Here is a 24,857-nt window from a genome sequence, read left to right as displayed (position 1 = left end):
AGGGGGTCCGATGGTCGGGGCGGTCAGCGGGGGACGGTGCGGGGGGAGTGGCGGTGGGCCAGGGCCTCGTACGAGGCGGACAGGGCCGGCGCCGCGGCGGCGTACGTGCGCTGGGCGACGCCGATGAACAGGCAGTCCACCACGAGGAGCTGGCTGGTGCGGCTCGACATGGCCGCGGGGCGCAGCTCGCTCTCCCGTGCGGAGGACGTGGTGAGCACGTGATCGGCGTACTGGGCGATCTCGCCCTGCGGGCGGCCGGTGACGGCGACCGTGGTGGCGCCGTTCTCGAAAGCGACCCGCAGCGGCTCGATGACGTCGGTGGTCCGGCCCGAGTGGGTGATCGCGACGGCCACGTCGCCGGAGCGCAGCTGCACGGCGTTGGTGACGGCCAGGTGCGGATCCGCGGGGGCGTGCGCGATGAGCCCGATGCGCAGCAGCTTCTGCACCAGGTCCTGGCCGACGAGGTTGGAGGCGCCGATCCCGTACACGTCGATGCGGCGGGCGGCGGCGAGGGCGGCCACCGCGGACTCCAGCTGGGCGGTGTCCAGGCAGGCCGCGGTGTCGGCGAGGCAGCGGGTCTCCTCCTGGGCGAGCTTGGCGACGACGCTCGCCATCGGGTCGTCCACCACGATGTCGGCGGTGACGGCCGGGGCGCGGCCCGCGGCCTGCTCGGCGGCCAGCCCCGCGAGGGCCAGCCGCAGGTCCCGGTAGCCGGGATAGCCGAGCAGCCGGGCGGTGCGCACGACGGTGGCCTCGCTGGTGCCGGTGCGCTCGGCGAGACCGGTGACGGTGAGGGCGGCGGCTCCCGCGGGATCGGCGGCGAGCACCTCGGCCACGCGCTGCATCGAGCGGGTCATGGAGGGCACCAGCGTACGGACCTTGGCCGCGAGGGCACCGGGCGGGAACGTATGCGGCGCGCGTGGGGCAGTTTCCTTCGCGTTCCTGTCCACTTTTCGAAAGCTATTTTCGGGTCGGCGCGCCGTCAACCCTCCTGCTCCCGGACAATGGCCCCATGGAGCTCGAACAGGCACTGCACACGGCACGGGCGCTCGTCCTCGCGGACCTGGCGGCGGGGGATGTGGCCGAGGCGGACGTCGTCTCGCTCGTCGAGGACGCGGTGGCGCAGCGCCGCTGGTGGGTCGAGCAGTGGCCGGAGGGCGCGGAGTTCGTTTCCGGGCTCGTCGCGCAGGACGTCCAGGACGCGCTGCTGGACCGGTACGGCCGCTGGCCGCTGTGCCCGGTGTGCACGGAGTCGGGCGACCTGCACGCGCTGGAGGTCGAGCCGGAGCTGGGGCCGGACCCGCACTGGGCGTGCACGAAGCAGGCGGTGCTCGTGGCACCCGTGGGGTCGCTGGGATCGGTGCTGCAGTAGTGCTCTACATCGACCCGCCCAACTGGCCGGGGTACGGCCGGATGTGGTCCCACCTCGTGAGCGACGTCAGCTTCGAGGAGCTGCACGCCTTCGCGGCACGCCTGGGGATGCCGCCGAGGGCGTTCGACGGCGACCACTACGACGTGCCGGAGGGCAGGTACCCGGAGGCGGTGCGGCTGGGCGCGGTCGAGGTGAGCAGCAAGGAACTGGTGCGGAGGATGACGGGTGCGGGCCTGAGGCGCCGCAAGCACCCGCCCGTCACAGGGTGAGCAGCTCCAGCTCCCCGCGGAGGTTGTGCCGGGCGGTCCGCTCCCACCGCTCGTGCCCGAGCGGGGTGCGGAAGAGCACGGGGAGGGCGAGGAGCTCCTGCAGGACGGCGGCGCGCCCGTCCCGGAAGTCCGTGTCGGGCACGAACGCGTACTCCTGCCGGATCTCGGCCGCGTAGGCGGCGTAGGCCACCGGCGGCCCGCCGAGCACGGCCAGGTCCGCGTCGCACAGCGCCTCGCCGTTGCGGTCGCCGGGGTCGGGGTTGTGCGTGAAGGTGAGCCGCACCAGACGCGCGACCTCCTCCGTGACGGCGTCGTCGATGCCGAGCTCGGGCAGTGCGCGCTCCGCGAGCTGCGCGCTGCGCTCCTCGTTCTCGGAGCGGTCGGGCCGGTAGACGGCGTCGTGGAACCAGGCGGCGAGCCGGACGACGTCGATGTCGTCGGCGCACTCGGCGAGCTCGTCGAGGTGCCCCAGAACGGCGGCGAGGTGGGTGGTCGTGTGATAGCGCCGCTGCGGCTCGCCCCAGCGGGCGAGCAGCTCGTCGGCGTACGGCGCGGGATCGGGCCCGGGCCCGGTACGGACGCGGTCCACGGTCTGCAGCCATCGGTCACGCAGCTCGGCGCTCATGGGCCAATTGTGGGCCATGCGGGAGGCCTGCTTCCGGCACGGGCGCCGGGTGTGGCAGGCTTTACTACATGTCTAGACCAATTCTTGAGGTGATCGCCCTCGACGCCGGGGACGCGGTGGCGGCGCAGGCCGGCGGGGCGGACCGCCTCGAACTGGTCACCGACATGGCCGCGGACGGCCTGACCCCGGCCCCGGCCACGTTCGCGGCCGTACGGGACGCGGTGGACATCCCGGTGCGTGTGATGCTCCGCGCGTCGGACGGCTTCTCGGCCGGCGGCGCCGCGGCGCTGGAATCGCTCTGCCGGGACGCTCGCGCTCTGCGGGCCGAGGGGGCGGAGGAGTTCGTCCTCGGGTTCCTGACCGAGGACGGCCGGGCGGACCTGGCGGCGGTCGCGGCCCTCGTCGAGGCGGTGGGCCCCGAGGCCCGCTGGACGTTCCACCGGGCCATCGACCGCGCCGCGGACCGCGACGCCCTGCGCAAGCAGCTGGCCGACCAGCCGGGGCTGGACACGTACCTGACCGCCGGCTCGGCGTCCGGCGTGGACGACGGCCTGGCGACGCTCACCGCGGAGGCGGCGCGCGGGGACGAGCCGGGGTACGAACCGCGGATCATGGCCGGGGGCGGCCTGAAGCTGAAGCACGTGCCCGTGCTGAGGGCGGCGGGGGTCGCCGCGTTCCACATCGGCGGGGCGGCGCGCCCTTCGGGCTGGGACTCGCCGGTGGATGCGGGGGCGGTGCGGGTGTGGCGCGAGGCGCTGGACGGTTGACCGTCGGCCGCGGGTCGTTCGCGGTTGCTCGCGCAGTTCCCCGCGCCCCTATGGGGCGGGGTACCGATCGCGCCCCAAAGGGGCGCGGGGAACTGCGCGACCAGCCACAACGAACCCGCAGCCGACCCACTGCACTCAGCAGTCCGCAAGCGCCGCCGGCAGGCGTTCCGCGTGGAGCACCGTCAGGCCCGAGACGGCGCGCGTCAGCGCCACGTACAGCCGCCGCAGCCCGGTCCGCTCGTCCGGTTCGCCGGCCACCACTGACGCCGGTTCGTCCAGGACCACGTAGTCGTACTCCAGACCCTTGGCCAGCGACGCCGGGACGAGCGTGAGGCGGGCCTCCGCGCTCGTCTCCTCGCCCGGGGCGAGGTACGCCAGCCCGGCCTCGTCCAGCAACGCCCCCAGTGCGGTGATGCGCGCGTCGGCTGCGATCAGCCCGATCGACCCCTCCTGCCGCAGTGCGGCCCCGCACGCCGCCACCACCGCCGCGTCCAGCTCCGCCGCCGGAACCTCCCGCACCGCGAAGTCCCCGGCGGCCTCCCGCACCGACGTGGCCTCGGCCAGCTCCGGTGCGATCGACGGCAGCAGCCGGGACGCGTACGCGATGACCTCCCGCGGCACGCGGAACCCCTGTGTCAGCTCCTCGACCACCGCATCCGGCTTCCCCAGATGCAGCAGCGCCTCGCCCCAACCCGGCGTGGCCCACGGCGTCGTGCCCTGCGCGATGTCGCCCAGCACCGTCGCCGACCCGGTCGTGCAGCGCCGCCCGACCGCCCGGTACTGCATGGGCGAGAGGTCCTGCGCCTCGTCGAGCACCACGTGCCCGAGCGAGGGCGTCCGTGCGACAAGATCCGCAGCCTCATCGACCAACACCGCATCGGCAGCGGACCACTTGGCGGACTTCACGCTCCGCGCCGACTTGGCCCACAGGAGAACGGCCTGCTCCTCCTCCGTCAGCACCCCCTCCGCATGCTCCGCAAGAAACTCCGCATCGGACAGCAGTCGCAGCACCAGCTTCGCCGGATCGACAGCCGGCCACAGTTCCTTGACGGCCGCCTTCACCGCCGCGTTCCGCGCCACCGCGTCCTGCACCCGGTCGTCGGGCGCCTCGCCCGCGGCCTCCATCCGCACCAGCACCGCATGGGCGATCCGCTGCGGCAGGGCCTCCCGCGCGGCCCCGTACCGGATGTCGCGGCCGAGCAGCTCGCGCACGATCTCCTCGACCTCGTAGGCGGGCACCCGCCACCGCCGCGACCCGCGCACGACCACGACGGGCTCGACGGGCATCGTCACCCCGGCCCGCACGGCGCGCCGCAGCACCTCCGCCATGCGGGCGTCGCCCTTGACGAGCGCGGTCGCGGCGGAATCGGTGCCGCGCACCTCGACGCGTCCCCCCACCAGGTCGTCGACGGTCGCCTGCCCCACGTTCAACTCGCCCAGCGCGGGCAGGACTTGCTCAATGTACCGCAGGAAGGACCGGTTCGGCCCGACGACCAGGGTCCCGGTCCGCGCGAGCCGCTCGCGGTGCGCGTACAGCAGGTACGCGACCCGGTGCAGGCCCACGGCCGTCTTCCCAGTGCCGGGGGCGCCCTGTACGCACACCGTGCCGCCGATGCCGGCGCGCACGATCTCGTCCTGCTCGGGCTGGATGGTGGCGACGATGTCCCGCATGGGTCCGACGCGCGGCCGCTCGATCTCGGCCTGGAGCAGCTTGCTCGCCGTGCCGGACGCCGCCGCGTCCGTGAGGTCCTCGTCCTCGTACGCGGTCAACTCCCCGCCGGTGTAGCCGAAGCGGCGCCGCAGGCGCACGTCCATCGGCTCCTTCTTCGAGGCCCGGTAGAACGGCTGGGACACGGGCGCGCGCCAGTCGATCACCATGGGGTCGCCGTCGGCGTCGTGCACGTGCCGGCGCCCGATGTAGAACTGTTCGCCCTCCGCACCCTCGGCGCGGTCCGCCCCGGGGGCGTGCAGATAGTCGAGGCGGCCGAAGAACAGCGGCGTGTGGGCGAGGTCGGCGAGGGCGGTGATGCGGTCCTCGATCTGGCGCTCCAGGACGGCCGCGTTGACCCAGTTCGCGGTGACGTCCTTGATGTCGAGCGCCTCGACGTCGGCCCGCATGGCCCGCAACGCCGAGCGGGACGAGGCGAGATGGGTCCGCTCGCGCTCCAGGGGGTCGGCGGGACCGGCGGAATGCGGTGCGGACACGGCGAGGCCTCCAGGCGTGCGGGCAGTGCAGTGCAAAGAACGGGATTTTAGTGAGCGGCGCATCCGCGGGCGAACGAATTTCGAACCGGATCCGAACCGAACCCCGGCCCTCCTCAGGGGCGCCCTCCACCTCCCGTAGGGGGCGCCATGGGTCTGGGGTCGTACGGTGACCGGCCCGGCTTTACACCGGCAGGCCGATGCCGGGAGGACGCGGACGCGGAACCATGGAGGACATGACCACCGCATCCGTCACCCCAGAGCCCCACGCCCCTTCGGCTCTCTCCACCGCCCTCCGCGCGATCAAGGCGTTCGCGGGCGCGGCGGTGGAGGTCGTCGTCCTGGGCCAGTACGCGGACAAGCGCCGCGCCTGACGTCGGAACGCCGGGGCGTCAGACGGCCTCCTCGTCCGCGCCCTCCGTGAGCAGCGCGTCCGCATCCACGATCCGGTACGCGTACCCCTGCTCGGCCAGGAACCGCTGCCGGTGGGCGGCAAAGTCCTGGTCGACGGTGTCGCGCGCGACGACCGAGTAGAAGCGGGCCTCGTGCCCGTCCGCCTTCGGCCGCAGCACACGGCCCAGCCGCTGCGCCTCCTCCTGGCGGGAGCCGAACGTCCCCGAGACCTGGATGGCGACCGTCGCCTCCGGCAGGTCGATGGAGAAGTTGGCGACCTTGGAGACGACGAGCACGTTCAGCTCGCCCTCCCGGAAGGCGTCGAAGAGCTTCTCGCGCTGGGCGTTGCTGGTCTCGCCCTTGATCACGGGCGCGCCCAGGTGCTCGCCCAGCTCGTCGAGCTGATCGATGTACTGGCCGATGACCAGGGTCTGCTCACCCCGGTGCCGGCGCACGAGCGCCTCGGTGACCTTGCGCTTGGTCGCCGTCGTCGCACAGAAGCGGTACTTCTCCTCCGTCTCGGCGGTCGCGTACGCGAGCCGCTCGGAGTCCGTCAGATTGACGCGCACCTCGACGCAGTCCGCCGGGGCGATGTACCCCTGCGCCTCGATCTCCTTCCAGGGCGCGTCGAACCGCTTCGGCCCGATGAGCGAGAAGACGTCGGACTCGCGCCCGTCCTCCCGCACCAGCGTCGCCGTGAGCCCGAGCCGCCGCCGGGCCTGCAGGTCGGCGGTGAACTTGAAGACCGGCGCGGGCAGCAGGTGCACCTCGTCGTACACGACGAGCCCCCAGTCACGGGAGTCGAAGAGCTCCAGGTGGGGGTAGATCCCCTTCCGCTTGGTGGTCAGCACCTGGTACGTCGCGATGGTGACCGGCCGGATCTCCTTCCGCGTCCCGCTGTACTCGCCGATCTCGTCCTCGGTCAGCGAGGTCCGCTTGACCAGCTCGTGCTTCCACTGCCGGGCGGAGACGGTGTTGGTGACCAGGATCAGCGTCGTGGCCTTGGCCTCGGCCATGGCGCCCGCACCGACCAGCGTCTTGCCGGCGCCGCACGGCAGCACGACCACACCCGACCCGCCGTGCCAGAACCCGTCGACGGCCTGCCGCTGGTACGGCCGCAGCGCCCACCCCTCCTCGCGCAGCTCGATGGGGTGCGCCTCGCCGTCCACGTACCCGGCGAGATCCTCGGCGGGCCAGCCCAGCTTGAGCAGCGACTGCTTGATCTGCCCGCGCTCGGAGGGGTGCACGGCGACGGTGTCGGGGTCGATGCGGGGACCCACGAGCGGCTGGATCTTCTTCGACCGGAGGATCTCCTCCAGCACCGGCCGGTCGGTCGACTCCAGCACCAGCCCGTGCACGGGGTGCTTGAGCAGCCGCAGCCGCCCGTACCGGGCCATCGTCTCCGCGATGTCGACGAGCAGCGCGTGCGGCACGGGGTAGCGGGAGTGGGTGACGAGAGCGTCGACGACCTGCTCGGCGTCGTGCCCGGCGGCCCGGGCGTTCCACAGGCCGAGCGGGGTGATCCGGTAGGTGTGGATGTGCTCGGGGGCACGCTCCAGCTCCGCGAAGGAGGCGATGGCCCGCCGGCAGGCCTCGGCCTGCTCGTGGTCGACCTCCAACAGCAGGGTCTTGTCGCTCTGGACGATCAGTGGACCATTCACGCGTGGGCACCCTTTCCGTACGGCCAATCCTCCAGTGTGCCGCACTGCGGCGCCCCGAAGGGGCGCGGGGAACTGCGCGATCAGCCACAATCGGCCCGCAGCGGACCGCCTACGCGTGATCGTCCGCCAACTCCGCCACCCCCGTGATCCGGTGCAGCGGATACGTCCGCACCTCGTCCGCCGTGTGGTCGTAGGCCGTGACGAAGCCGCCCTCCACCCGGACCGGGGCGATCACGCGCTGGCTGGCGGAGCCCTCCGCGTTGACGTAGCCGATCCAGACGGCGGCGCCGGTGAGGACGGCCGCCTGCATGGTGGCGAGGGTCTCGGCGGAGGTGGTGCGGGGGAGACCGCCGTCCGTGGGGGCCGGGGCGGCGATCGGTTTGCGTTCGGCCGTGGCCGCCATGTCGCCGGCGCGGACGGCACGGACGGCGGCGCCGAGGAGGGTCGCGTCGGGGACCGGCGGTCCCTCGGGCACGGGGGCCGGGGCGGTGCGCGGCGGGGTGCGGTGGACGTCGGCGCGGGTGATGAGCACGTCGCCCTCGGCGGACTCGGCCGCGGGCGCGTAGCCCATCGCGCGCAGGCCCTCCAGCAGGGCGTCGGGCGCGGCCTGCGCGGCCAGCACGGTGGGGGCGAGGCGGCGCAGGCGGAGCGGGGCGGAGCGGCGGTCGGCCAGGAGCTCGGCGAGGACGGCCTCGTCGTCACAGCGCAGGTACGAGGAGGCCGCGCCGACGCGGAGCCGGCCGTGCCGGCGGGCCACGTCCTCGACGAGGTAGGCGAGGGGCTGCGGCACGGGGGTGCGCGAGTGTTCGCGCAGGAAGGCGAGGACGTCCCCGGCGGTCCGGCCCGCGTCCAGGGCGCGGCGCACCGACTCCGGCGTGAAGCGGTAGACCGTGGCGCCGCCCTTGGACTCGATGTCGGCGAGGACGCCCAGCGTGTGGGCGAGGGGCCGCCGGAGCGGGCCGGGGGCGACGGCCGTGAGGTCGGCCTGGAGGAGGACGTGGTCCAACGGCTCGGGCAGCAGCGGCGCGAGCAGGCCCGCGGCCGTCGCCTCCGATCCGCCCAGGAGCGCGCGGCCGTGGGCGGAGAGGGCGCCGCGGCCGGTGACGCCGAGCAGTTCGGCCTCGTCCAGGGTCCACTGGGCCAGCCGCGCGCGCAGGTCGTCGGTGGCGGTGCGCGGCGGGCGCTCCCACTGCAGCCGGGCGAGGAGGGCGTCGGGGGAGACGGACGACCCGGCGGGCACCGAGGCGAGCAGCTCCAGGACGCGGCGGCGCACCTCGGGGGCGGGGGAGCGGTCCAGGTCCGGGCCGAGGGCGGCGAGGGTGCGGCCCTTGGCGTCCTTGTCGCCGACGAGGCCGGGGGTGCGGGTGGCCGCGAGCCAGGCGCCGGCCAGGTGGGCCCAGCGCTGCTCGGCGGGCAGCGCGAGCCAGTCGTCGGAGGCGGGGGTGGGGGCGTAGCGCTCGTCGACGTCGCCGTCGGAGGCCAGCAGCCCGGCGGCGTGGGCGAGTTCGGTCCAGAAGGCGGCCGCGGTCTCCGTGGTGTCCAGGGCGGTGGCGGTGCGCTTGAGGTCCCGTACGCTCAGGCCGCCCGCGCGCAGGACGAGCGGGCTGTCGGCCTCCCAGGTCTGGAGCAGCTCCTCGACGGTGGCCAGCGAGGTGAACGCCTGCCCGGCGGCGGTGGCGTCGACGAGCCGTTCCGCGTGGACGGTGACGGGTTCCGGCGCGGGGGCGGCGGGTTCGGGGCTGCGGTGGGCGCGGCCGGCGCGCAGGTGCAGGGCGGCCTCGCGGGGGAGGACGACGCTGCCGGGTGCGGTGGGCAGCAGCAGCCCGCGGTCGAGCAGCCAGCGCAGGTGCGGGGCGGGGTCGGCGGTGACGGTGCCGTAGGGCGGGCCCCACAGCAGCTTGCCGAGGACGGCGCGGGCCTCCTCGGGTGCCGCGGCGAGCAGTTCCGCCATGCGCGTCCGGTCCTCGAACAGGGCGGTCAGGGCGGCGACGGCGGTCACCGGATCGTGGGTGGCGGGCAGCCCCGCCGTGGCGATGATCTGCTGCACCCTGCCGGGGGACATCCCCGCGGTGGCCTCGGCGACGGTGGGGCCCAGGCCGGTGGGCGAGGGCCGTGCGGCGCTGGGCGCGAGCAGTTCGCGGGCGGTGCGCACGAGACGCAGCCGGTCCTCGCCGCCCCAGACGAGGGCCTGGCCGCGCAGGGCGGCGACGGCGCGGGGGAGCGCCCCGGCGATGCGGTCGTCGGCCGGCCGGTCGCCGGTCAGCAGCCCGGCGAGGACCTCGTACGGGCACGGGTCCGGGGCCACCGCGAGCGCCTCGGCGGCCTGCAGCGTGAAGCGGTCCAGGCGGTCCAGGGCGCGGACCACCGAGGCCCGGGTGGCGGCGCGGGTGGCGAGCTGGGTGAGGTCGCCCGGCACCGGGTTCAGCAGGTCGGGCCGGGCGCGCAGGAGGGCGGCCAGGGCGTCGTCGGGACGGGTGCGCAGTTCCTCGGCGAGGGTGCGCGGGGCGCCGGTCTCCCGCGAAGTGGTCATTCTGTTTACGGTACCGGGTCGCCGCGGCTCCGTTCCGGTGCCCGGCGCAACGGCTCCGCCGGGAGAGGTGCGCGGTGTCCGTTCCCGGTCCGGGGGCGGGAGGGAGGCGGTACCGTCGGGCGGGTGGGGATCGAGAGTGATCAGCTTGTGTACGACTACCTGAGCAGGGTCGGGGACCTGGCCCAGCGGCAGTCGCTCGCCTCCGGCGAACGGATGCGGCTGGTCTCCCGGCTGCGCACCGAGATCGAGCAGCGCAGAGCGGTGGAGGGCGCGGAGACGCCGGCCGCCGTGCAGCGGATCCTCGACGGGCTGGGGAGTCCGTCGGAGGCGGTCGCCGGGGCGGCCGGGCGGCCGGGGGAGACGGCCGGGAAGGTGCCCGCGCAGCGGACGCCGCCGGGGGCGGCGCGGCCGCCGCACCTGGCGACGGAGGAGGAGCTCGGCTCCGGCGGCAGCCCCGACTGGTGGCGGGTGGAGCCGGGTCCGTTCACGGCCGGGGACGAAGTGCACGGCTTCGTGGGCGGGATCGAGATTCCGGACATGCTCAAGCCGCCGGGTGCGCCCGGGACGCCTGCCCCTGCGCAGGCCGCGCAGCCCGCGCAGAAGGAGCCCGAGGCTGCGGATCCGGGCCGGGAGGCGGCCGCCGGGACCGAGGAGCCCCCCGCCCGCGGCCTCGCGCGCCTGCGGCGCCGGGGCGGCGGCGGGACGGTGCCGATGAGCCCGCTGCTGGTGCTGGTCGCGGTGCTGCTGGTCGCCGGCGCGGTGCTGGGGAACCTGCTGGTGCTGGCCGCGGGCTGGGGGCTGGCGTATGTGACGCGCCGGCTGACCCGGACCGAGTCGAAGTGGGCGGTCATGGGGGTGCCGGGGCTGGTGGTGGCCGGGGGCGTCGTGTGGCTGTGGGGCCGTATGGACGGACGGTGGGGAGAACCGATACCGCAGGGGGCGATGGCGGGTGCCCTGTCGGCGACGTGGCCCGTGGTGGTGCGGGTGGCGGCGGTGGCCTCGGCCGCGTTCGTCCTGTGGCGGGCGAGGCGGCCGGGATGACCGGGACGAGTGGGGCGGCAGCACAATGTGGGGTATGACCCCGCAACAGGAAACCCCGGAAGCCCCGTTCACCGTCGGCTTCGACCTGGACCTCACCCTGGTCGACTCCCGCCCCGGCATCCGGGCCACGTACGAGGCCCTGGCCGCGGCCACCGGCCGGCCCATCGACGTCGACCTGGTCGTCAGCCGGATCGGCCCGCCGCTGACCTGGGAACTGGCCCACTGGTTCCCCGCGGACGAGGTGCCCCGGGCCGAGGAGTTCTACCTGAGCGCGTACCCCGCCCACGCCATCGGGCCCTCGCCCGCGCTGCCGGGCGCGCGCGAGTCCGTCGCCGCGGTGCAGGAGCTGGGCGGCCGGGCCATCGTCGTCACGGCCAAGCACGCGACCAACGCCCGGCTGCACCTGGAACACCTGGGCATCGAGCCCGACGAACTGTGCGCCGGCCTGTGGGCCGAGGGCAAGGCGACCGCCCTGCGCGAGCACGGGGCGGGTATCTACGTGGGCGACCACGTCGGCGACGTGCGCGGCGCGCGGGCGGCCGGTGCGCTGTCGGTGGCCGTGGCCACGGGACCGTGCGACGCGGCCGAACTGCGCGCGGAGGGCGCGGACATGGTCCTGCCGGACCTCACCGGCTTCCCCGGCTGGCTGCGCCGCTACCGGGCGGCGGGCGCCGTCCCCGACGCGGCCTCGCGGGCCTGACGCCGCTGCTCGGCCACCGAGCGCAGCACGCCGGCCCCGGCGATCAGGAAGCCGACGCCCATCAGCATGCACACGAAGTACGCGACGGGCGGCAGCGGATCGGCCCCGAGGAACAGCGGGGCCACCGTGGCCAGGGTGGCCACTGCGCCCACCAGGAACACGACGGCACCGGTGCGTACCAGCAGATCCCCGGCTCGGGGCGTTTCGTTGCTCACCTGACCAGGGTAGATCCCTGACCGGTGGGGTGACGGCCGGATGGACGGGGACGGGAGCGGACGCGCAGAGGTACGGCCCGGGGACGTCTTGTCACCGGGCGCGGGACCATTAGCCTTGAGGTGGCGGGTCTTGCGGCCCGCTGTAGTGCTATCCAGAGCTGTTTTTCTGTTGATTGCAGAAGTTTCCGTAATTCCGACGAGACACGAGGACGAGGACAGACGTGCCTACCGGCAAGGTCAAGTGGTTCAACAGCGAGAAGGGCTTCGGCTTTCTCTCCCGCGACGACGGCGGAGACGTCTTCGTCCACTCCTCGGTGCTCCCCGACGGGGTCGACGCCCTGAAGCCCGGCCAGCGGGTGGAGTTCGGCGTCGTCGCAGGACAGCGCGGTGACCAGGCGCTGTCGGTGACCCTTCTCGACCCGACGCCCTCGGTCGCGGCCGCCCAGCGCCGCAAGCCCGACGAACTGGCCTCGATCGTCCAGGACCTGACGACCCTCCTGGAGAACGTCACGCAGCAGCTGGAGCGCGGCCGCTACCCCGACAAGGCGCACGGCGCCAAGATCGCAGGCATGCTGCGCGCCGTGGCCGACCAGCTGGACGTCTGAGGGGGCCCGTTCAAGCCGTCCGGACGAACTCCAGTGCGCCCGGGCCGAGGGGCGGCACCAGTCCCTCGGCCGCCGCGCGGGTCAGCAGCCCGCGCACCGCGGCATAGCCGGACTCCCCGAGGCCCGCGGTGAATTCGTTGACGTAGAGCCCGATGTGCTGGTCCGTCACCGCCGGGTCCATCTCCTGCGCGTGCGCGAGCACGTACGGCCGGGAGGCCTCCGGGTCGTCCCAGGCCATGAGGACGGAGGCCTTGGCCGCGTCCGCCAGCCGCTGCAGCATCTCCTCGCCCAGTGACCGCTTGGCGATGATCGCACCGAGCGGGATGGGCAGACCGGTGGTGTCCTCCCAGTGCTGTCCCATGTCGGCGAGGCAGTTCAGCCCGTAGTCCGGGTACGTGAAGCGGGCCTCGTGGATCACCAGGCCCGCGTCCACCTTGCCGTCCCGCACCGCGGGCATGATCTCGTGGAACGGCAGCACGACGACCTCGCCGACGCCGCCAGGCACCTCGGTGGCCGCCCACAGGCGGAACAGCAGGTACGCGGTCGACCGCTCGCTCGGCACCGCGACCGTCTTCCCGGCCAGGTCCGCGGGCTTCCCGGGCTCCCGGGTGAGCACCAGCGGGCCGCAGCCGCGGCCCAGCGCACCGCCGCAGGGCAGCAGCGCGTACTCGTCCAGCACCCAGGGCAGGACCGCGTACGACACCTTCAGCACGTCGAACTCGCCGCGCTCGGCCATGCCGTTCGTGACGTCGATGTCCGCGAAGGTGACGTCCAGGGCGGGCGCCCCGGGGACGCGGCCGTGGGCCCACGCGTCGAAGACGAAGGTGTCGTTGGGGCAGGGCGAGTACGCGATGCGGATCGGGTCGGTCACGGGGAGACGGTCCCTTCCTGGAGGACGGCCGGAAGCCGGTCGAACGGGAACGCCCGGAAGGCGTCCGTGAGCGCGGCCAGCGCGTCGCCGATGCGCCAGGCGGCGCGGTCGCGCGGGCCGACGGGGTTGGAGACCGCACGGACCTCCAGGGCCGGCACGCCGTGCGCGGCCGCCGCCTCGGCGACGCCGAAGCCCTCCATGGCCTCGGCCAGCGCCCGCGGGTGGCGGCCCGTCAGCCCGGCGGCCCGCTCGGCGGAGCCGGTCACGGTCGACACGGTGAGCACCGCACCGCGCGCGGCGCCCGTGGCACCGGCCACGGCGGCCACCAGGGCCGGGGGCGGCAGGTGTTCGACGGCACCGAAGCCCAGCTCGGTGACGGGCACGAAGCCGCCGTCGGTCTCCGCGCCCAGGTCGGCGGCCACGATCGCGTCGGAGACGACGAGGGACGCCACCGGGGCGCCCGGCGCGAAGCCGCCGCCGATCCCGGCCGAGACCACCAGGCCGTACGGGCGCCCGGCGGCCGCGGCGGCGGCCAGTGCGGAGGCGCTCGCCGCGGCGGCCGCGGCGGGGCCGACCCCGGCCGCCAGCACGTCGACGGCCACGGGCGGGGCGTCCGCCCGGCGCAGCACCGCGCCCGGCACGGAGACCTCCACGGGCTCCGTCGCCAGGGCGCGGACGACCGCGTCCGCCTCGGCGGCCACGGCGGTGACGACCAGAACGCGCATGGGAGGGGGCGTCAGGAGGTCTTCTCGAGCGTGAAGTTCCAGATGCCGAGCGCCTTGCCGGAGCTCGCCTCGACGATGCTGACCTGGGTGTTCTTCACCGCGGCGCCCTGGCCGGAGGCGAAGAAGGCGCTGGCCGGGATGGTCCGGTAGGTCTTCTTGTTCGGCTCCTGCTCGGCCACCTGGCCGTTGATGAAGAGCGTCCAGCCCTCGTCGGCGACCTTCGGGTCGACGCCGAAGCGGATCTTGTCCTCCATGGACGCCTTGACGGTCTTGCCCTCGGACTTGAAGCACGCGGGCAGCTTGTCGTTGGCGATCGCGTCGCCGCCCTCGTAACAGGCGGCCTCGGACGTCACGGTGGTGGAACCGACGGTCACCGTCGCCAGCGGCGTCGGCTTGTCGCAGGCGGAGAGGGCGACGAGCCCGAGGGCCACGGCGCCCGCAGCGGCAGCGGCGCGGCGGCGCCTTCCCTGGAAAATGGCAGCGGTCATGGGGGGCAGGCTATCGGGCCGCCCCGGTCAGGCCACGCGCGGGTGCGGCGAGCCGCGCCGGGCCGCCGTCAGCAGGCCCCGTACGGCTGTGACGGCGCCCAGGGCCAGGAAGCCGGACGCGACCGCCATGCCCACCACGCCGTTGAGCGGCAGCAGGATCCCGATGCCGCCGCCCACCACCCAGCACATCTGCAGCAGCGTCTCGGAGCGGGCGAACGCGGAGGTGCGCACCTGCTCCGGCACGTCCCGCTGGATCAGCGAGTCCAGCGACTGCTTGCCCAGCGCCTGCGAGATCCCGGCCACGGCGGCCACCGCCACCACGAAGAACGGGTTGTAGAGCACGGCCGTCGCCACCGTCATGCCCAGCGCGGCCGTCAGCACCGCGGCGATCGTCTTCTCCGGGCCGCGCGAGCGCAGCAGCGCCCCGATCGCCGTCCCCAGGGCGTTGCCCGTGCCGGCCGCCACCGCCACGATGCCCAGCGAGACGGCCGGGCCCAGCCCGCCCAGCGGGTGGACGCGCAGCAGGAACGCCAGGAAGAACGTGAGGAACCCGGACAGCATCCGCAGCGCCCCGTTGGCCTGCAGCCCGTGCAGCACGGAGCTGCCGACCGTGCGCAGCCCCGGCTTCGTCCGCCGCGTCGTGCGGCGCTGGTGGTCGGGCGAGGTGAGCATGGCCCGGGCCTCGCCCTTCGCGGAGTCGACCTTGGGCGGGAGCGAGAGCGAGAGGTAGGTGCCGCACGCGAAGACGGCGCACGCCCCGTACAACGGCCAGGCCGGCCCCAGCTGGTGCAGCCCCGCGCCGAGCGGGGCCGCCAGTCCCGTGGCCAGCAGCCCGCCGAGGGTGACCCGGGAGTTCGCCTTGACGAGGGAGATCCGCGGCGGCAGCAGTCGGGGCACCACGGCCGAGCGCACCACCCCGTACGCCTTGGACGCCACCAGGACGCCCAGGGCCGCCGGATAGAGCTCCAGTCCGCCGCTCGCCACGGCGCCCGACATCGTCAGGGCCAGCACGGCGCGCGTCAGCATCGCGCCCGCCATGGCCGCCCGGCGACCGTGCGGGAGCCGGTCCAGCAGCGGCCCGATCACCGGCGCCAGGAGGGTGAACGGCGCCATCGTGACCGCCAGGTACAGGGCGACCCGCCCGCGGGCCTCGTCCGTGGGCACCGAGAAGAACACCGTCGACGCCAGCGCCACCGTGATGAGCATGTCGCCCGCGGAGTTGACCGCGTGCAGCTCGATCAGCTTCGCGAGGCCCGACTCGCCCGCGCCGTGCGCGTGCGTGGCCTTCCGGACGCCCCGCACGGTCCCGGTGACCGGTCGGCGCAGCGCCCGGCCCGCGTCCCGGACCGTACGGCGGATGGCTGCCACCACGCCATACTGCCCCAAGCGGAACCCGGCGCGGCGCTTTCGGTCCGCCTGCGGGGCGTATCGGGCACCGGTGGGGGCGCTCGGTGGAGCCCGGGTATACCCGGAGCGGCTTTGCGGGGTAGCGTGCACAGCGCGCCGTCGCCGACCGTTTGGTTGGCCGCACTCCGGGCCCTGATCCCGCAGAATGGGGAGGACCAGGTGCGCTCGAAACCGATCGGGCGCGGACGTCGACGCGGTCCCCCGGTCCGCTCCGTCCGCCGCCCCGGTCGTCCGGCAGGCGCACTCGTGAGACGGCGTGGAAGAGAGAATCGATTCTTGTGAGTGCTGCGATGCGAAGCCGTACCCCGGACCGCCTGTGCGCCGAGGCGGTCGAACTCGCCCGGGAGGCCGCCGAGGAGGCCGCGCTTCCGGGGAAGGTCGGCGAGCACGTCGAGGCCCTCGCCGACGGGGACCGGGTCGTCACGCACTACTTCGCCTGCGAGGACCTCGGCTACCGGGGCTGGCGCTGGGCCGTCACCGTCGCCCGCGCCTCGCGCGCCAAGGCCGTCACCGTCGACGAGACGGTGCTGCTGCCCGGCCCCGACGCCCTCCTCGCCCCCGAGTGGGTGCCGTGGAGCGAGCGCCTGCGCCCCGGCGACATGGGCCCCGGCGACCTGCTGCCCACCGACGCGGAGGACCTGCGCCTGGAGCCGGGCTGGACCGGCGAGGACGTGCCGCCGCCGAACTCGGCCGTCTCCCGGGAGATGACCGAGCTGGTCGACGCCGAGGACGCCGAGGTCTCCGCCGGGCCGCCGTCCGCGCAGCCGACCGCGCCCGTGCGCGGCTCGATCGCCTCGCTGGCCGAGGAGCTCGGCATGCGCCGCGCCCGCGTCCTGTCCCGCTACGGGCTGCACACCGCCGCCGACCGCTGGGACGAGTCGTACGGCGCGAAGACCCCGATGGCGCAGGCGGCGCCCGCGTCCTGCGTCAGCTGCGGCTTCCTGGTCCCCATCGGGGGATCGCTCGGCCAGGCGTTCGGTATCTGCGGCAATGAGTTCGGTCCTGCGGACGGGCATGTGGTGTCCCTGTCCTACGGGTGCGGCGGGCACTCCGAGGCGGCGGTCATGCCGAAGCCGCCGCGGCCGGCGCCGCCGGTGATCGACGAGACGCTCGTCGACCTGATGCCGTTGCGGCCGGAGGCCGCGGCTCCCGAAGAGGACCTCGGGCACTCCTGACGACTGCGGTCGTCTTCGGCTGGTCGCGCCGTTCCCCGCGCCCCTGCGGGGCGCGTCTCACTCAGTAGCTAGGAGACCCCTGACGTGACCGACCTCTTCGGTACCGCGCGGCTGCGGCGCGGAGTGCTGGACGCGTGGGCCGCGTCCCCCGCGCGGTTCCGGGAGGACGCCAACGCCGAGGAGGACCTGGTCCTCGGCGGCTACCGCGACCGGCTCGTGGTGGAGCTCGCCCAGAACGCCGCCGACGCCGCCGCCCGGGTCGGCGTCCCCGGCCGCCTGCGCCTGACGCTGCGCGCCGGCGGACCGGGCGGGCGGCCGGTCCTGGCCGCCGCCAACACGGGTGCCCCGCTGGACGCGGCCGGCGTCGAGTCCCTCTCCACCCTCCGCGCCTCCGCCAAGCGGGACGACGAGGACGGCGGGACCGTCGGCCGGTTCGGCGTCGGCTTCTCCGCGGTCCTCTCCGTCACCGACGAACCCGCCGTCATCAGCCGTACCGGCGGCGTCCGCTGGTCCCTGTCGGAGGCGCGCGACCTGGCCGCGGCCGCCGCCGGGGACACCCCCGGGCTCGCCGAGGAGATCCGCCGCCGCGACGGCCACGTCCCCCTCCTGCGCCTGCCGCTGCCCGCCGAGGGCACCGCGCCCGAGGGCTACGACACGGTCGTGGTCATGCCGCTGCGCGACGGCGCCGCGGAGGACCTCGCCGCGCGGCTGCTGGAGGACGTCGACGACGCGCTCCTGCTCGCCCTGCCCGGCCTGGCCGAGGTGGCCGTGGAGACCCCGGACGGGCGCATCCGCACCCTGACGCGCGGTCAGGACGGCCCGTACGTGCTGGTCGACGACTCGGACCGCGGCACGGCCACCCGCTGGCGCGTCGAGCACGCCGGGGGCCGGCTGGACGCGGCCCTCCTCGCGGACCGCCCCGTCGAGGAACGCCTGCGCCCCGCCTGGTCCCTGACCTGGGCCGTCCCGGCCGGTCCGGACGGCGCCCCGGTCCGTCCCGGCACCGCCCCCGTGCTGCACGCGCCGACCCCCACCGACGAGCCGCTGGGCCTGCCCGCGCTGCTGATCGCCTCCTTCCCGCTGGAGCCCACCCGCCGCCGCACGGCCCCCGGCCCGCTCACGGACTTCCTCACCGAGCGCGCCGCCGAGACCTACGCGGCCCTGCTGGCCGACTGGCACCCCGTCTCCGCCGGCACCCTCGGCACCCTTGACCTCGTACCGTCGCCGCTCGCGGCGAGCCCGCTGGACGCCGAGCTGCGCCGCCGGATCCTGGACCGGCTGCCCCGCGTGGCCTTCCTGCCGAGCGCGGGCGCGGCCCGGGAGCCGGAGGACGGGGAGACCGCGGAGGAGCCGCACGCCCTGCGGCCCGTGGAGGCCGAGATCGCGGAGGGGGCGGGCGCGGAGACCGTCGCCGTCCTGGGCGAGCTGTTCCCCAGCCTGCTGCCCGCGGGCCTGGAGCGCCGCCAGGAGCTGCGCGCGCTCGGCGTGGCCCGCGTCCCGCTCGGCGAGGTCGTCGACCGGCTGGCGGGCGTGGAGCGCGAGGCGGAGTGGTGGTGGCGGCTCTACGAGAGCCTCGCCGGCGTCGACCCGGACCGGCTCACCGGCCTGCCCGTGCCGCTCGCTGGGGGTACCTCCCAGGCCGAAGGCTCTGGGGGAGGGCGCACCGCCGTCGGGCCGCGCCAGGTTCTGCTGCCGCCCGCGGACGGGACGGGCTCGCAGCGGCTGTCCCGGCTCGGCCTGAAGGTCGTCCACCCCGATGCGGCCCACCCGCTGCTGGAGAAGCTGGGCGCGACCCCGGCGTCGCCGCGCGCCGTTCTGACGACGCCTCAGGTCCGGGCGGCCGTCGCGGCCTCCCTGGACGCGGAGGAGGCCTGGGACGACGAAGGGCTCGACCCCGACGCGCTGATCGAGACCGTCCTGACCCTGGTCCGCGACGCGGACCTCGCCCCCGGCGACGAGCCCTGGCTGGCCGCCCTCGCCCTCCCCGACGAGGACGGCGAGCTGGCACCGGCCGGCGAACTCGTCCTCCCCGGCAGCCCGTTCGAACAGGTCATCCGCCCCGGCGAGCTCGCCGCGTGCGACGCCGAACTGGCCGAGCGCTGGGGCGAGCAGCCCCTCACCGCCGTCGGCGTGCTGGCCACCTTCGCGCTCGTGCGCGCCACGGACGTCGTCCTCGACCCCGACGAACTGGAGCCCCGCGACGGCGACTTCGCCGAACCGGACGACGCGGGCCTGCTCGACGCCGTCGACGTGTGGTGCGAGGACGTCCTCGACCGCCTCCCCGACACCCCCGTGCCGCCCGTCGCCACCGAGATCGTCGCCGTGCGCGACCTCGACCTCGTCGACGACGACGCCTGGCCGCAGGCCCTGGCCCTGCTCGCACAGCCCCCGCTGCGGGACGCGCTGACCGCGCCCGTGCGCGTCCTGCTCCCGGACGGCACCACCGAGTCCGTGCGCCCGTACACCGCGTGGTGGCTGCGCGGCCACCCCGTCCTGGACGGCCGCCGCCCCGCCGGCCTGCGCGCGGCGGGCGGCGACCCGCTCCTCGCGGGCCTGTACGAGGCCGCGGACGCGGCGGGCCTCGCCGACGAGCAGGTGCTGCGCGCACTGGGCGTGCGCACGTCGGTCGCGGCCCTGCTGGACGAGCCCGGCGGCGCGGCGGAGCTGCTGTCCCGCCTGGCGGACCCCGAGCGCGAGGTGACCGCCTCGCAACTGCACGGCCTGTACGCCGCGTTGGCGTCCATGGATCCGGACGAGGTCACCCTCCCCGACGAGCTGCGCGCCGTCGTCGACGGCGAGGTCCGCGTCGTGGACGCGGCGGAGGCCCTGGTCGCGGACGCCCCCGACCTGCTCCCCCTCGCCTCCGGACACGCCCTCCTCCCGGTCCCGCCGGCCTGGGCGGCGGAACTGGCGGACCTGCTCCAGGTGCGCCGCCTGGGCGAGTTCGTCGTGGCGACGGCGGAACCGGGCACGGGCGAGACCCGCGAGGTCCCCGAACACCTGCGACTGCTCCTGCCGGGCGCCCCGGCGACGTACGTGGAGCACGAGGAACTGCTGGTCGACGGCGTCGAACTGGACTGGCGCCTGGGCCCGGACGGCATCCTCCACGCGTCCACCCTGGAGGGCGTGGCGGCGGGCCTGTCCTGGGCCGGCGGCGCGTGGGCACGCCGCTTCGAGGTGGCGGCGCTGCTGGAGGACCCGTCACGGGGTGCGGAGTTGGGCTTGCTGCGGTGGTTCGAGTAGCCCCGTAAGGGGTGCGGGGAACTGCGCGACCAGCCACAAGCGACCCGCACGTGCCCGCCGCGCCCGCTATGCCGGCCAGCGCCGCCCCACCCACCGCCAGGCGAACTCCAGAACGCAGGCCGCCGCGGCGGCAATGGCCACGGCGGCCCACGGCATCGTGGTCCCCACCAGCCGCAACGCGAAGAACCGCTGCAGCCACGGCGTCAGCAGCACGATCAGGAAACCCGCCGCCATGGCCAGGACCAGCGCCACGCGCCACCACGTGTACGGGCGCGCGATGATCGCGAGGACCCACAGGGAGACGAGGAAGAGCGTGAGCGTCGCCGAGCTGGTCTCCGCCGCCAACGCCCCGTCCTGGCCCGCGTAGTGGGACCGGGCCATCAGGTACGCGACGAAGGTGGCCGTCCCCGCGATCAGCCCGGAGGGGATCGCGTACCGCATCACCCGGCGCACGAAGTGCGGCTTCGCGCGCTCCTTGTTGGGGGCGAGGGCCAGGAAGAAGGCGGGGACGCCGATCGTCAGCGTCGACAGCAGGGTCAAGTGCCGTGGCAGGAAGGGGTAGGGGACCCGGGTGCAGACGACCAGGATGGCCAGGAGCACCGAGTAGACCGTCTTCGTCAGGAACAGGGTCGCCACGCGTGTGATGTTGCCGATGACCCTGCGCCCCTCCGCCACCACCGACGGCAGGGTCGCGAAGCTGTTGTCGAGCAGCACGATCTGGGCGACGGCCCGCGTCGCCTCCGAGCCGGAGCCCATCGACACGCCGATGTCGGCGTCCTTGAGGGCGAGGACGTCGTTGACGCCGTCGCCGGTCATGGCCACGGTGTGGCCACGCGACTGGAGGGCGCCCACCATGTCCCGCTTCTGCTGCGGGGTGACGCGCCCGAACACCGCGCCCCGGTCGAGGACTTCGGCCATCGCCTCCCGTTCGGCCGGCAGCCGTCGCGCGTCCACGGGCGCGTCGGCGCCCGGCAGGGCGAGCTTGGCGGCGACGGCGCCGACGGAGACCGCGTTGTCGCCGGAGATGACCTTCGCGGAGACGTTCTGCTCCGCGAAGTAGCGCAGCGTGTCGGCCGCGTCGGAGCGCAGCCGCTGTTCCAGGACGACCAGGGCGGTGGGGTGGGCTCCCTGTGCCACGTGAGGGTCGTCCAACTCCCGTGAGGCGCGGGCGAGCAGGAGGACGCGCAGCCCCTGGGCGTTGAGCTGTTCGATCTCCGTGAGCGCCGTGTCGCCCTCCGGCAGCAGCACGTCGGGGGCGCCGAGCAGCCAGTTGCTGCTCTCCGCGTCGGGGCTGTTGAGGGCGGCGCCGCTGTACTTGCGGGCGGAGGAGAAGGGCAGCGACTCGGTGCAGCGCCAGCCGGAGCCGTCGGGGTAGGCGTCGATGATGGCCTGGAGGCTGGCGTTGGGGCGCGGGTCGGACTCGCCCAGGGCGCCGAGGACCTGCCGCACGTAGGTCTCGTCGGCGCGGGCGCCGGGCAGGACGCGCAGTTCGCTGACGTCCATGCCGCCCTCGGTGAGGGTGCCGGTCTTGTCCAGGCAGACGGTGTCGACGCGGGCGAGGCCCTCGATCGCGGGCAGTTCCTGGACCAGGCACTGCTGCCGGCCCAGCCGGATGACGCCGATGGCGAAGGCGACGGACGTCAGCAGGACGAGGCCCTCGGGAACCATGGGGACGATGCCGGCCACCATGCGGCGCACCGCCTCGCGCCAGTCGTGGCCCTGCACCACCAGCTGGCTGACGATGAGGCCGATGGCGGCCGGGATCATCATCCAGGTCACGAACTTGAGGATCTGGCTGATGCCGCTGCGCAGTTCGGAGTGGACGAGCGTGAAGCGGGAGGCCTCCTCGGCGAGCTGGGCGGCGTAGGCCTGGCGCCCGACCTTGGTCGCGGTGAAGGCGCCGTTCCCGGCGACGACGAAGGAGCCGGACATGACGGGGTCGCCGGGTCGCTTCAGCACGGGGTCGGCCTCGCCGGTCAGCAGCGACTCGTCGATCTCCAGCCCGTCGGCCTCGGCGACCTCGCCGTCCACGACGCACTTGTCGCCCGGGCCCAGCTCGATGAGGTCGCCGAGGACGATCTGTCCGGTGGGGATCGCGACGGGCGCGCCGTCGCGGCGGACGGTGGGGCGGACCTCGCCGATGAGGGCGAGGGAGTCCAGGGTCTTCTTGGCGCGCAGCTCCTGGAAGATGCCGATCGCGGTGTTGGCGACGATGACGAACCCGAAGAGACCGTCCTGGATCGGTCCGACCACCAGGATGATCAGGAAGAGCACGCCGATGATCGCGTTGAACCGGGTGAAGACGTTGGCGCGGACGATGTCCGCCGTCGAGCGCGACGAGCGCAGGGGGACGTCGTTGACCTCGCCCCGGGCGACGCGCTCGGCGACCTCACGGGCGGTGAGGCCGGGAGTGAGGGAGGTGGTCTGCACCGGATCGAGCCTCGGATCGCTCATGGATCCGACGGTACGGGCGGACGGGCCCGTTCACCTTTCGGAGCGGTCGCTCACTCCTGCGCGGCCGCGTGCCGCTTGATCGCGGCGTCCCGCTTGCGGACGTACCAGACGCCGACGAGGCCGAGCCCGCCGCCGGCCAGGCAGGTCCACAGCCACCACAGGTGCCCGTGGTCCCGGAACCAGCCGTAGAAGGGCAGCTGCACGACGAAGAGGGCGAACCACAGGATCGTGCCGCCGGTGATGGTGGCGACGACCGGGCCCTCCAGGGGCTCGGGCGCTTCGTGCCGAGGAGTCCACTTCGTCATGGCGTTCAGCCTAAGCGCTCCGCGGGGAGCGGAGTGCGTCGCGTCATCTGCGGGCCGTCTCGCAGTTCCCCGCGCCCCTCCGGGGCGCGGACCTGCACCGTGACATGGGCGATTAGCCATCCTGGCTTTGTTTGTTCATACTGAATAAGCCTGGATTTGATTGAGTGGTTTTGTTTGATCCTCTAAATCTGATCCTTTTCTTCTGTCCCGGCCTTTCCCGGCCCGAACGACTGAGGTCCCTGCATGACCACCTCGGCCAGCCCTGCGGTCGAAGACCGGCAGCAGTCCGACGCTGTCCCACACCGGATACCGAACCCGTCGGGCCCCGGCCCGCGGAATGTCCTCGACCGGTACTTCCGGATCACCGAGCGCGGTTCGACCGTCTCCCGCGAACTCCGCGGCGGCCTGGCCACGTTCTTTGCGATGGCCTACATCGTCGTACTGAACCCGATCATCCTCGGGGCCGGTCACGACAAGTTCGGTCACCAGCTGGACAACGCCCAACTCGTCACCGCCACCGCCCTGATGGCCGGGCTCTCCACGGTCCTCATGGGCGTGATCGGCAACGTGCCGATCGCCTGCGCCGCGGGCCTCGGCATCAACGCCGTCGTCTCGCTCCAGCTCGCCCCCAGGATGAGCTGGCCGGACGCCATGGGCATGGTCGTGCTGGCCGGCCTGGTGCTGATGCTGCTGGTGGCCTCGGGGCTGCGGCAGCGGGTGATGGACGCGATCCCGGGCGGGCTGCGCCGCGCGATCGCCATCGGCATCGGCCTGTTCATCTCGCTGATCGGCCTGGTCGACTCCGGCTTCGTCTCCCGCAACCCGGACGCCGCGCACACCACCGTCCCGCTCTCCCTCGGCCAGGGCGGCCAGCTGCACGGCTGGCCGGTACTGATCTTCGTGCTCGGGCTCGCGCTGACCTTCGTGCTCGTCGTCCGCAAGGTGCGCGGCGCGATCCTCGTCGGCATCGTGGCCATGACCGTGCTCGCGATCGTCGTCAACGCGGCCGCCGGGCTGCCGGACACCGCGTGGGGCCTGAGCGTGCCGAAGGTGCCCTCGCACATCGTCGGTGCGCCCGACTTCGGTCTCATCGGCAACATCAGCCTCTTCGGCGGCTTCCGCGAGGTCGGGCTGCTGACCGGCTGCCTCTTCGTCTTCACGGTGCTGCTGTCCGGCTTCTTCGACGCGATGGGCACGATCATCGGCGTCGGCGAGGAGGCCGGGCTGATGGACGAGAAGGGTCAGTTGCCCAACATGGGCCGGATCCTCATGGTCGACGGCATCGCCGTCGCGGCCGGCGGCCTCGGCTCGTCCTCGGCGAACACCTGCTTCGTGGAGTCCACCGCCGGCGTCGGCGAGGGCGCCCGCACGGGCCTGGCCAACCTGATGACCGGCGGCCTCTTCCTGCTGGCCCTGGTCTTCACCCCGCTCGCCACGGTGGTGCCCTCGCAGGCGGCGACCCCGGCCCTGCTGGTCGTCGGCTTCCTGATCATGGCGTCCAACGTCCGGGAGATCGACTGGAGCGACTTCACGATCGCGATCCCGGCGTTCCTGACCGTCGTCTCCATGCCGTTCACGTACTCGATCACCAACGGCATCGGGATCGGCGTCCTCGCCTTCATCCTGCTGCGGATCGCCGACCGGCGGGCGCGGGAGATCCCCTGGCTGCTGAACGCGGTCGGGCTGTGCTTCCTCGTGTACTTCATGCTCGACCCGATCGAGCAGGTGCTGGGCGTGAAGTAGTCAAGCGGCGCTCAGCAGCGCACGAGGCCGCGACGGGCGGCCGGGCAGCGTGCCCGGCCGCCCATG

The 24,857-nt window shown here is 74.3% G+C and carries 22 protein-coding genes; 10 read left to right on the top strand and 12 right to left on the bottom strand.

The window, feature by feature from the left end; translation table 11 throughout:
- Positions 1-23: 23 nt before the first annotated feature.
- The gene (locus ACLHRZ_RS38735) at positions 24-950 is read right to left on the bottom strand and encodes a MurR/RpiR family transcriptional regulator (protein ID WP_490423274.1); all 927 of its coding nucleotides are present in this window, start codon (positions 948-950) and stop codon (positions 24-26) included.
- Positions 951-1,012: 62 nt separating this feature from the next.
- On the opposite strand from ACLHRZ_RS38735, the gene ACLHRZ_RS38730 reads away from it, so the two are divergent.
- Both ACLHRZ_RS38730 and ACLHRZ_RS38725 read left to right on the top strand, forming a co-directional pair.
- Positions 1,013-1,372, top strand: a complete 360-nt coding sequence (locus ACLHRZ_RS38730; protein ID WP_490423273.1) for a DUF8819 family protein — start codon at positions 1,013-1,015, stop codon at positions 1,370-1,372.
- Entirely contained in the window at positions 1,372-1,641 is a 270-nt protein-coding gene (locus ACLHRZ_RS38725) for a DUF4031 domain-containing protein (RefSeq protein WP_490423272.1), read from the top strand. Before ACLHRZ_RS38730 ends, ACLHRZ_RS38725 begins: the two co-directional genes overlap by 1 nt.
- Here the strand turns inward: ACLHRZ_RS38725 and ACLHRZ_RS38720 are convergent.
- A complete protein-coding gene (locus ACLHRZ_RS38720; protein ID WP_490423271.1) occupies positions 1,631-2,266 on the bottom strand; it encodes an HD domain-containing protein in 636 nt (211 codons plus the stop codon). The genes ACLHRZ_RS38725 and ACLHRZ_RS38720 overlap by 11 nt on opposite strands.
- A 68-nt stretch (positions 2,267-2,334) precedes the next feature.
- On the opposite strand from ACLHRZ_RS38720, the gene ACLHRZ_RS38715 reads away from it, so the two are divergent.
- Complete coding sequence (locus ACLHRZ_RS38715) at positions 2,335-3,033, top strand: copper homeostasis protein CutC (protein WP_490423270.1); 699 nt, start codon at positions 2,335-2,337, stop codon at positions 3,031-3,033.
- Positions 3,034-3,168: 135 nt separating this feature from the next.
- Here ACLHRZ_RS38715 and ACLHRZ_RS38710 read toward each other — a convergent pair whose 3' ends face one another.
- Complete coding sequence (locus tag ACLHRZ_RS38710) at positions 3,169-5,301, bottom strand: HelD family protein (protein ID WP_490423269.1); 2,133 nt, start codon at positions 5,299-5,301, stop codon at positions 3,169-3,171.
- Between the two features lie 170 nt (positions 5,302-5,471).
- Here ACLHRZ_RS38710 and ACLHRZ_RS38705 point away from each other — a divergent pair, with 170 nt between their 5' ends.
- Positions 5,472-5,609, top strand: a complete 138-nt coding sequence (locus ACLHRZ_RS38705; RefSeq protein WP_490423268.1) for a hypothetical protein — start codon at positions 5,472-5,474, stop codon at positions 5,607-5,609.
- A gap of 18 nt (positions 5,610-5,627) precedes the next feature.
- Here the strand turns inward: ACLHRZ_RS38705 and ACLHRZ_RS38700 are convergent, their stop codons facing one another.
- Together ACLHRZ_RS38700 and ACLHRZ_RS38695 are read right to left on the bottom strand one after the other, a co-directional pair.
- Positions 5,628-7,289, bottom strand: a complete 1,662-nt coding sequence (locus tag ACLHRZ_RS38700; RefSeq protein ID WP_490423267.1) for a DNA repair helicase XPB — start codon at positions 7,287-7,289, stop codon at positions 5,628-5,630.
- Positions 7,290-7,398: 109 nt separating this feature from the next.
- Complete coding sequence (locus tag ACLHRZ_RS38695) at positions 7,399-9,819, bottom strand: helicase-associated domain-containing protein (RefSeq protein ID WP_490423266.1); 2,421 nt, start codon at positions 9,817-9,819, stop codon at positions 7,399-7,401.
- 123 nt (positions 9,820-9,942) lie between these two features.
- Between ACLHRZ_RS38695 and ACLHRZ_RS38690 the strand changes: the two genes are divergently transcribed.
- Positions 9,943-10,860, top strand: coding sequence for a hypothetical protein (locus tag ACLHRZ_RS38690; RefSeq protein ID WP_490423265.1), 918 nt, complete (start codon positions 9,943-9,945; stop codon positions 10,858-10,860).
- Between the two features lie 34 nt (positions 10,861-10,894).
- Entirely contained in the window at positions 10,895-11,560 is a 666-nt protein-coding gene (locus ACLHRZ_RS38685; protein ID WP_490423264.1) for an HAD family hydrolase, read from the top strand.
- Here the strand turns inward: ACLHRZ_RS38685 and ACLHRZ_RS38680 are convergent.
- The gene (locus tag ACLHRZ_RS38680) at positions 11,515-11,775 is read right to left on the bottom strand and encodes a hypothetical protein (protein WP_171079036.1); all 261 of its coding nucleotides are present in this window, start codon (positions 11,773-11,775) and stop codon (positions 11,515-11,517) included. The genes ACLHRZ_RS38685 and ACLHRZ_RS38680 overlap by 46 nt on opposite strands.
- Before the next feature lie 221 nt (positions 11,776-11,996).
- Here ACLHRZ_RS38680 and ACLHRZ_RS38675 point away from each other — a divergent pair, with 221 nt between their 5' ends.
- Positions 11,997-12,380, top strand: a complete 384-nt coding sequence (locus tag ACLHRZ_RS38675) for a cold-shock protein (RefSeq protein ID WP_462696295.1) — start codon at positions 11,997-11,999, stop codon at positions 12,378-12,380.
- A 10-nt stretch (positions 12,381-12,390) separates the two neighbouring features.
- Here ACLHRZ_RS38675 and ACLHRZ_RS38670 read toward each other — a convergent pair whose 3' ends face one another.
- The 4 genes from ACLHRZ_RS38670 to ACLHRZ_RS38655 are packed head-to-tail and all read right to left on the bottom strand — an operon-like array spanning position 12,391 to position 15,832.
- The gene (locus ACLHRZ_RS38670; protein WP_490423263.1) at positions 12,391-13,251 is read right to left on the bottom strand and encodes a 1,4-dihydroxy-6-naphtoate synthase; all 861 of its coding nucleotides are present in this window, start codon (positions 13,249-13,251) and stop codon (positions 12,391-12,393) included.
- Positions 13,248-13,976, bottom strand: coding sequence for a futalosine hydrolase (locus tag ACLHRZ_RS38665; protein ID WP_490423262.1), 729 nt, complete (start codon positions 13,974-13,976; stop codon positions 13,248-13,250). Before ACLHRZ_RS38665 ends, ACLHRZ_RS38670 begins: the two co-directional genes overlap by 4 nt.
- Before the next feature lie 11 nt (positions 13,977-13,987).
- On the bottom strand, positions 13,988-14,464 hold the full coding sequence (locus ACLHRZ_RS38660; protein ID WP_490423261.1) for a DUF2771 domain-containing protein: 477 nt from the start codon (positions 14,462-14,464) through the stop codon (positions 13,988-13,990).
- A gap of 27 nt (positions 14,465-14,491) precedes the next feature.
- Positions 14,492-15,832 carry an MFS transporter gene (locus ACLHRZ_RS38655; protein ID WP_490423260.1) on the bottom strand — a complete coding sequence of 447 codons (1,341 nt, stop codon included), beginning with the start codon at positions 15,830-15,832 and terminating at the stop codon, positions 14,492-14,494.
- 329 nt (positions 15,833-16,161) lie between these two features.
- Between ACLHRZ_RS38655 and ACLHRZ_RS38650 the strand changes: the two genes are divergently transcribed.
- Together ACLHRZ_RS38650 and ACLHRZ_RS38645 are read left to right on the top strand one after the other, a co-directional pair.
- Positions 16,162-17,046 (top strand): DUF3027 domain-containing protein, encoded by an 885-nt coding sequence (locus ACLHRZ_RS38650; RefSeq protein WP_490423259.1) that lies wholly within the window; start codon positions 16,162-16,164, stop codon positions 17,044-17,046.
- A gap of 84 nt (positions 17,047-17,130) precedes the next feature.
- On the top strand, positions 17,131-20,289 hold the full coding sequence (locus ACLHRZ_RS38645) for a sacsin N-terminal ATP-binding-like domain-containing protein (RefSeq protein ID WP_490423258.1): 3,159 nt from the start codon (positions 17,131-17,133) through the stop codon (positions 20,287-20,289).
- Positions 20,290-20,355: 66 nt separating this feature from the next.
- Here the strand turns inward: ACLHRZ_RS38645 and ACLHRZ_RS38640 are convergent, their stop codons facing one another.
- Both ACLHRZ_RS38640 and ACLHRZ_RS38635 read right to left on the bottom strand, forming a co-directional pair.
- Positions 20,356-22,743 (bottom strand): HAD-IC family P-type ATPase, encoded by a 2,388-nt coding sequence (locus tag ACLHRZ_RS38640; RefSeq protein ID WP_490423257.1) that lies wholly within the window; start codon positions 22,741-22,743, stop codon positions 20,356-20,358.
- Between the two features lie 50 nt (positions 22,744-22,793).
- Positions 22,794-23,048: a DUF2530 domain-containing protein gene (locus ACLHRZ_RS38635; RefSeq protein WP_490423256.1), complete on the bottom strand. Its 255-nt coding sequence runs from the start codon at positions 23,046-23,048 to the stop codon at positions 22,794-22,796.
- A 243-nt stretch (positions 23,049-23,291) separates the two neighbouring features.
- Here ACLHRZ_RS38635 and ACLHRZ_RS38630 point away from each other — a divergent pair, with 243 nt between their 5' ends.
- Positions 23,292-24,791, top strand: a complete 1,500-nt coding sequence (locus tag ACLHRZ_RS38630) for an NCS2 family permease (protein WP_490423255.1) — start codon at positions 23,292-23,294, stop codon at positions 24,789-24,791.
- The last annotated feature ends 66 nt before the right edge of the window (positions 24,792-24,857 follow it).

The organism is Streptomyces sp. AM25 (assembly GCF_058146165.1).
Note: the sequence above shows the minus strand (reverse complement) of the source record. Positions and strands in the feature narration are given on the sequence as shown.

Bases quoted from the DNA above. Each gene is read 5' to 3' on its own strand.
- ACLHRZ_RS38730 (WP_490423273.1), top strand. From the start codon at position 1,013: ATGGAGCTCGAACAGGCACTGCACACGGCACGGGCGCTCGTCCTCGCG.
- ACLHRZ_RS38720 (WP_490423271.1), bottom strand. From the start codon at position 2,266: ATGAGCGCCGAGCTGCGTGACCGATGGCTGCAGACCGTGGACCGCGTC.
- ACLHRZ_RS38715 (WP_490423270.1), top strand. From the start codon at position 2,335: ATGTCTAGACCAATTCTTGAGGTGATCGCCCTCGACGCCGGGGACGCG.
- ACLHRZ_RS38710 (WP_490423269.1), bottom strand. From the start codon at position 5,301: ATGCGCCGCTCACTAAAATCCCGTTCTTTGCACTGCACTGCCCGCACG.
- ACLHRZ_RS38705 (WP_490423268.1), top strand. From the start codon at position 5,472: ATGACCACCGCATCCGTCACCCCAGAGCCCCACGCCCCTTCGGCTCTC.
- ACLHRZ_RS38695 (WP_490423266.1), bottom strand. From the start codon at position 9,819: ATGACCACTTCGCGGGAGACCGGCGCCCCGCGCACCCTCGCCGAGGAA.
- ACLHRZ_RS38685 (WP_490423264.1), top strand. From the start codon at position 10,895: ATGACCCCGCAACAGGAAACCCCGGAAGCCCCGTTCACCGTCGGCTTC.
- ACLHRZ_RS38665 (WP_490423262.1), bottom strand. From the start codon at position 13,976: ATGCGCGTTCTGGTCGTCACCGCCGTGGCCGCCGAGGCGGACGCGGTC.
- ACLHRZ_RS38660 (WP_490423261.1), bottom strand. From the start codon at position 14,464: ATGACCGCTGCCATTTTCCAGGGAAGGCGCCGCCGCGCCGCTGCCGCT.
- ACLHRZ_RS38650 (WP_490423259.1), top strand. From the start codon at position 16,162: ATGCGAAGCCGTACCCCGGACCGCCTGTGCGCCGAGGCGGTCGAACTC.
- ACLHRZ_RS38640 (WP_490423257.1), bottom strand. From the start codon at position 22,743: ATGAGCGATCCGAGGCTCGATCCGGTGCAGACCACCTCCCTCACTCCC.
- ACLHRZ_RS38635 (WP_490423256.1), bottom strand. From the start codon at position 23,048: ATGACGAAGTGGACTCCTCGGCACGAAGCGCCCGAGCCCCTGGAGGGC.
- ACLHRZ_RS38630 (WP_490423255.1), top strand. From the start codon at position 23,292: ATGACCACCTCGGCCAGCCCTGCGGTCGAAGACCGGCAGCAGTCCGAC.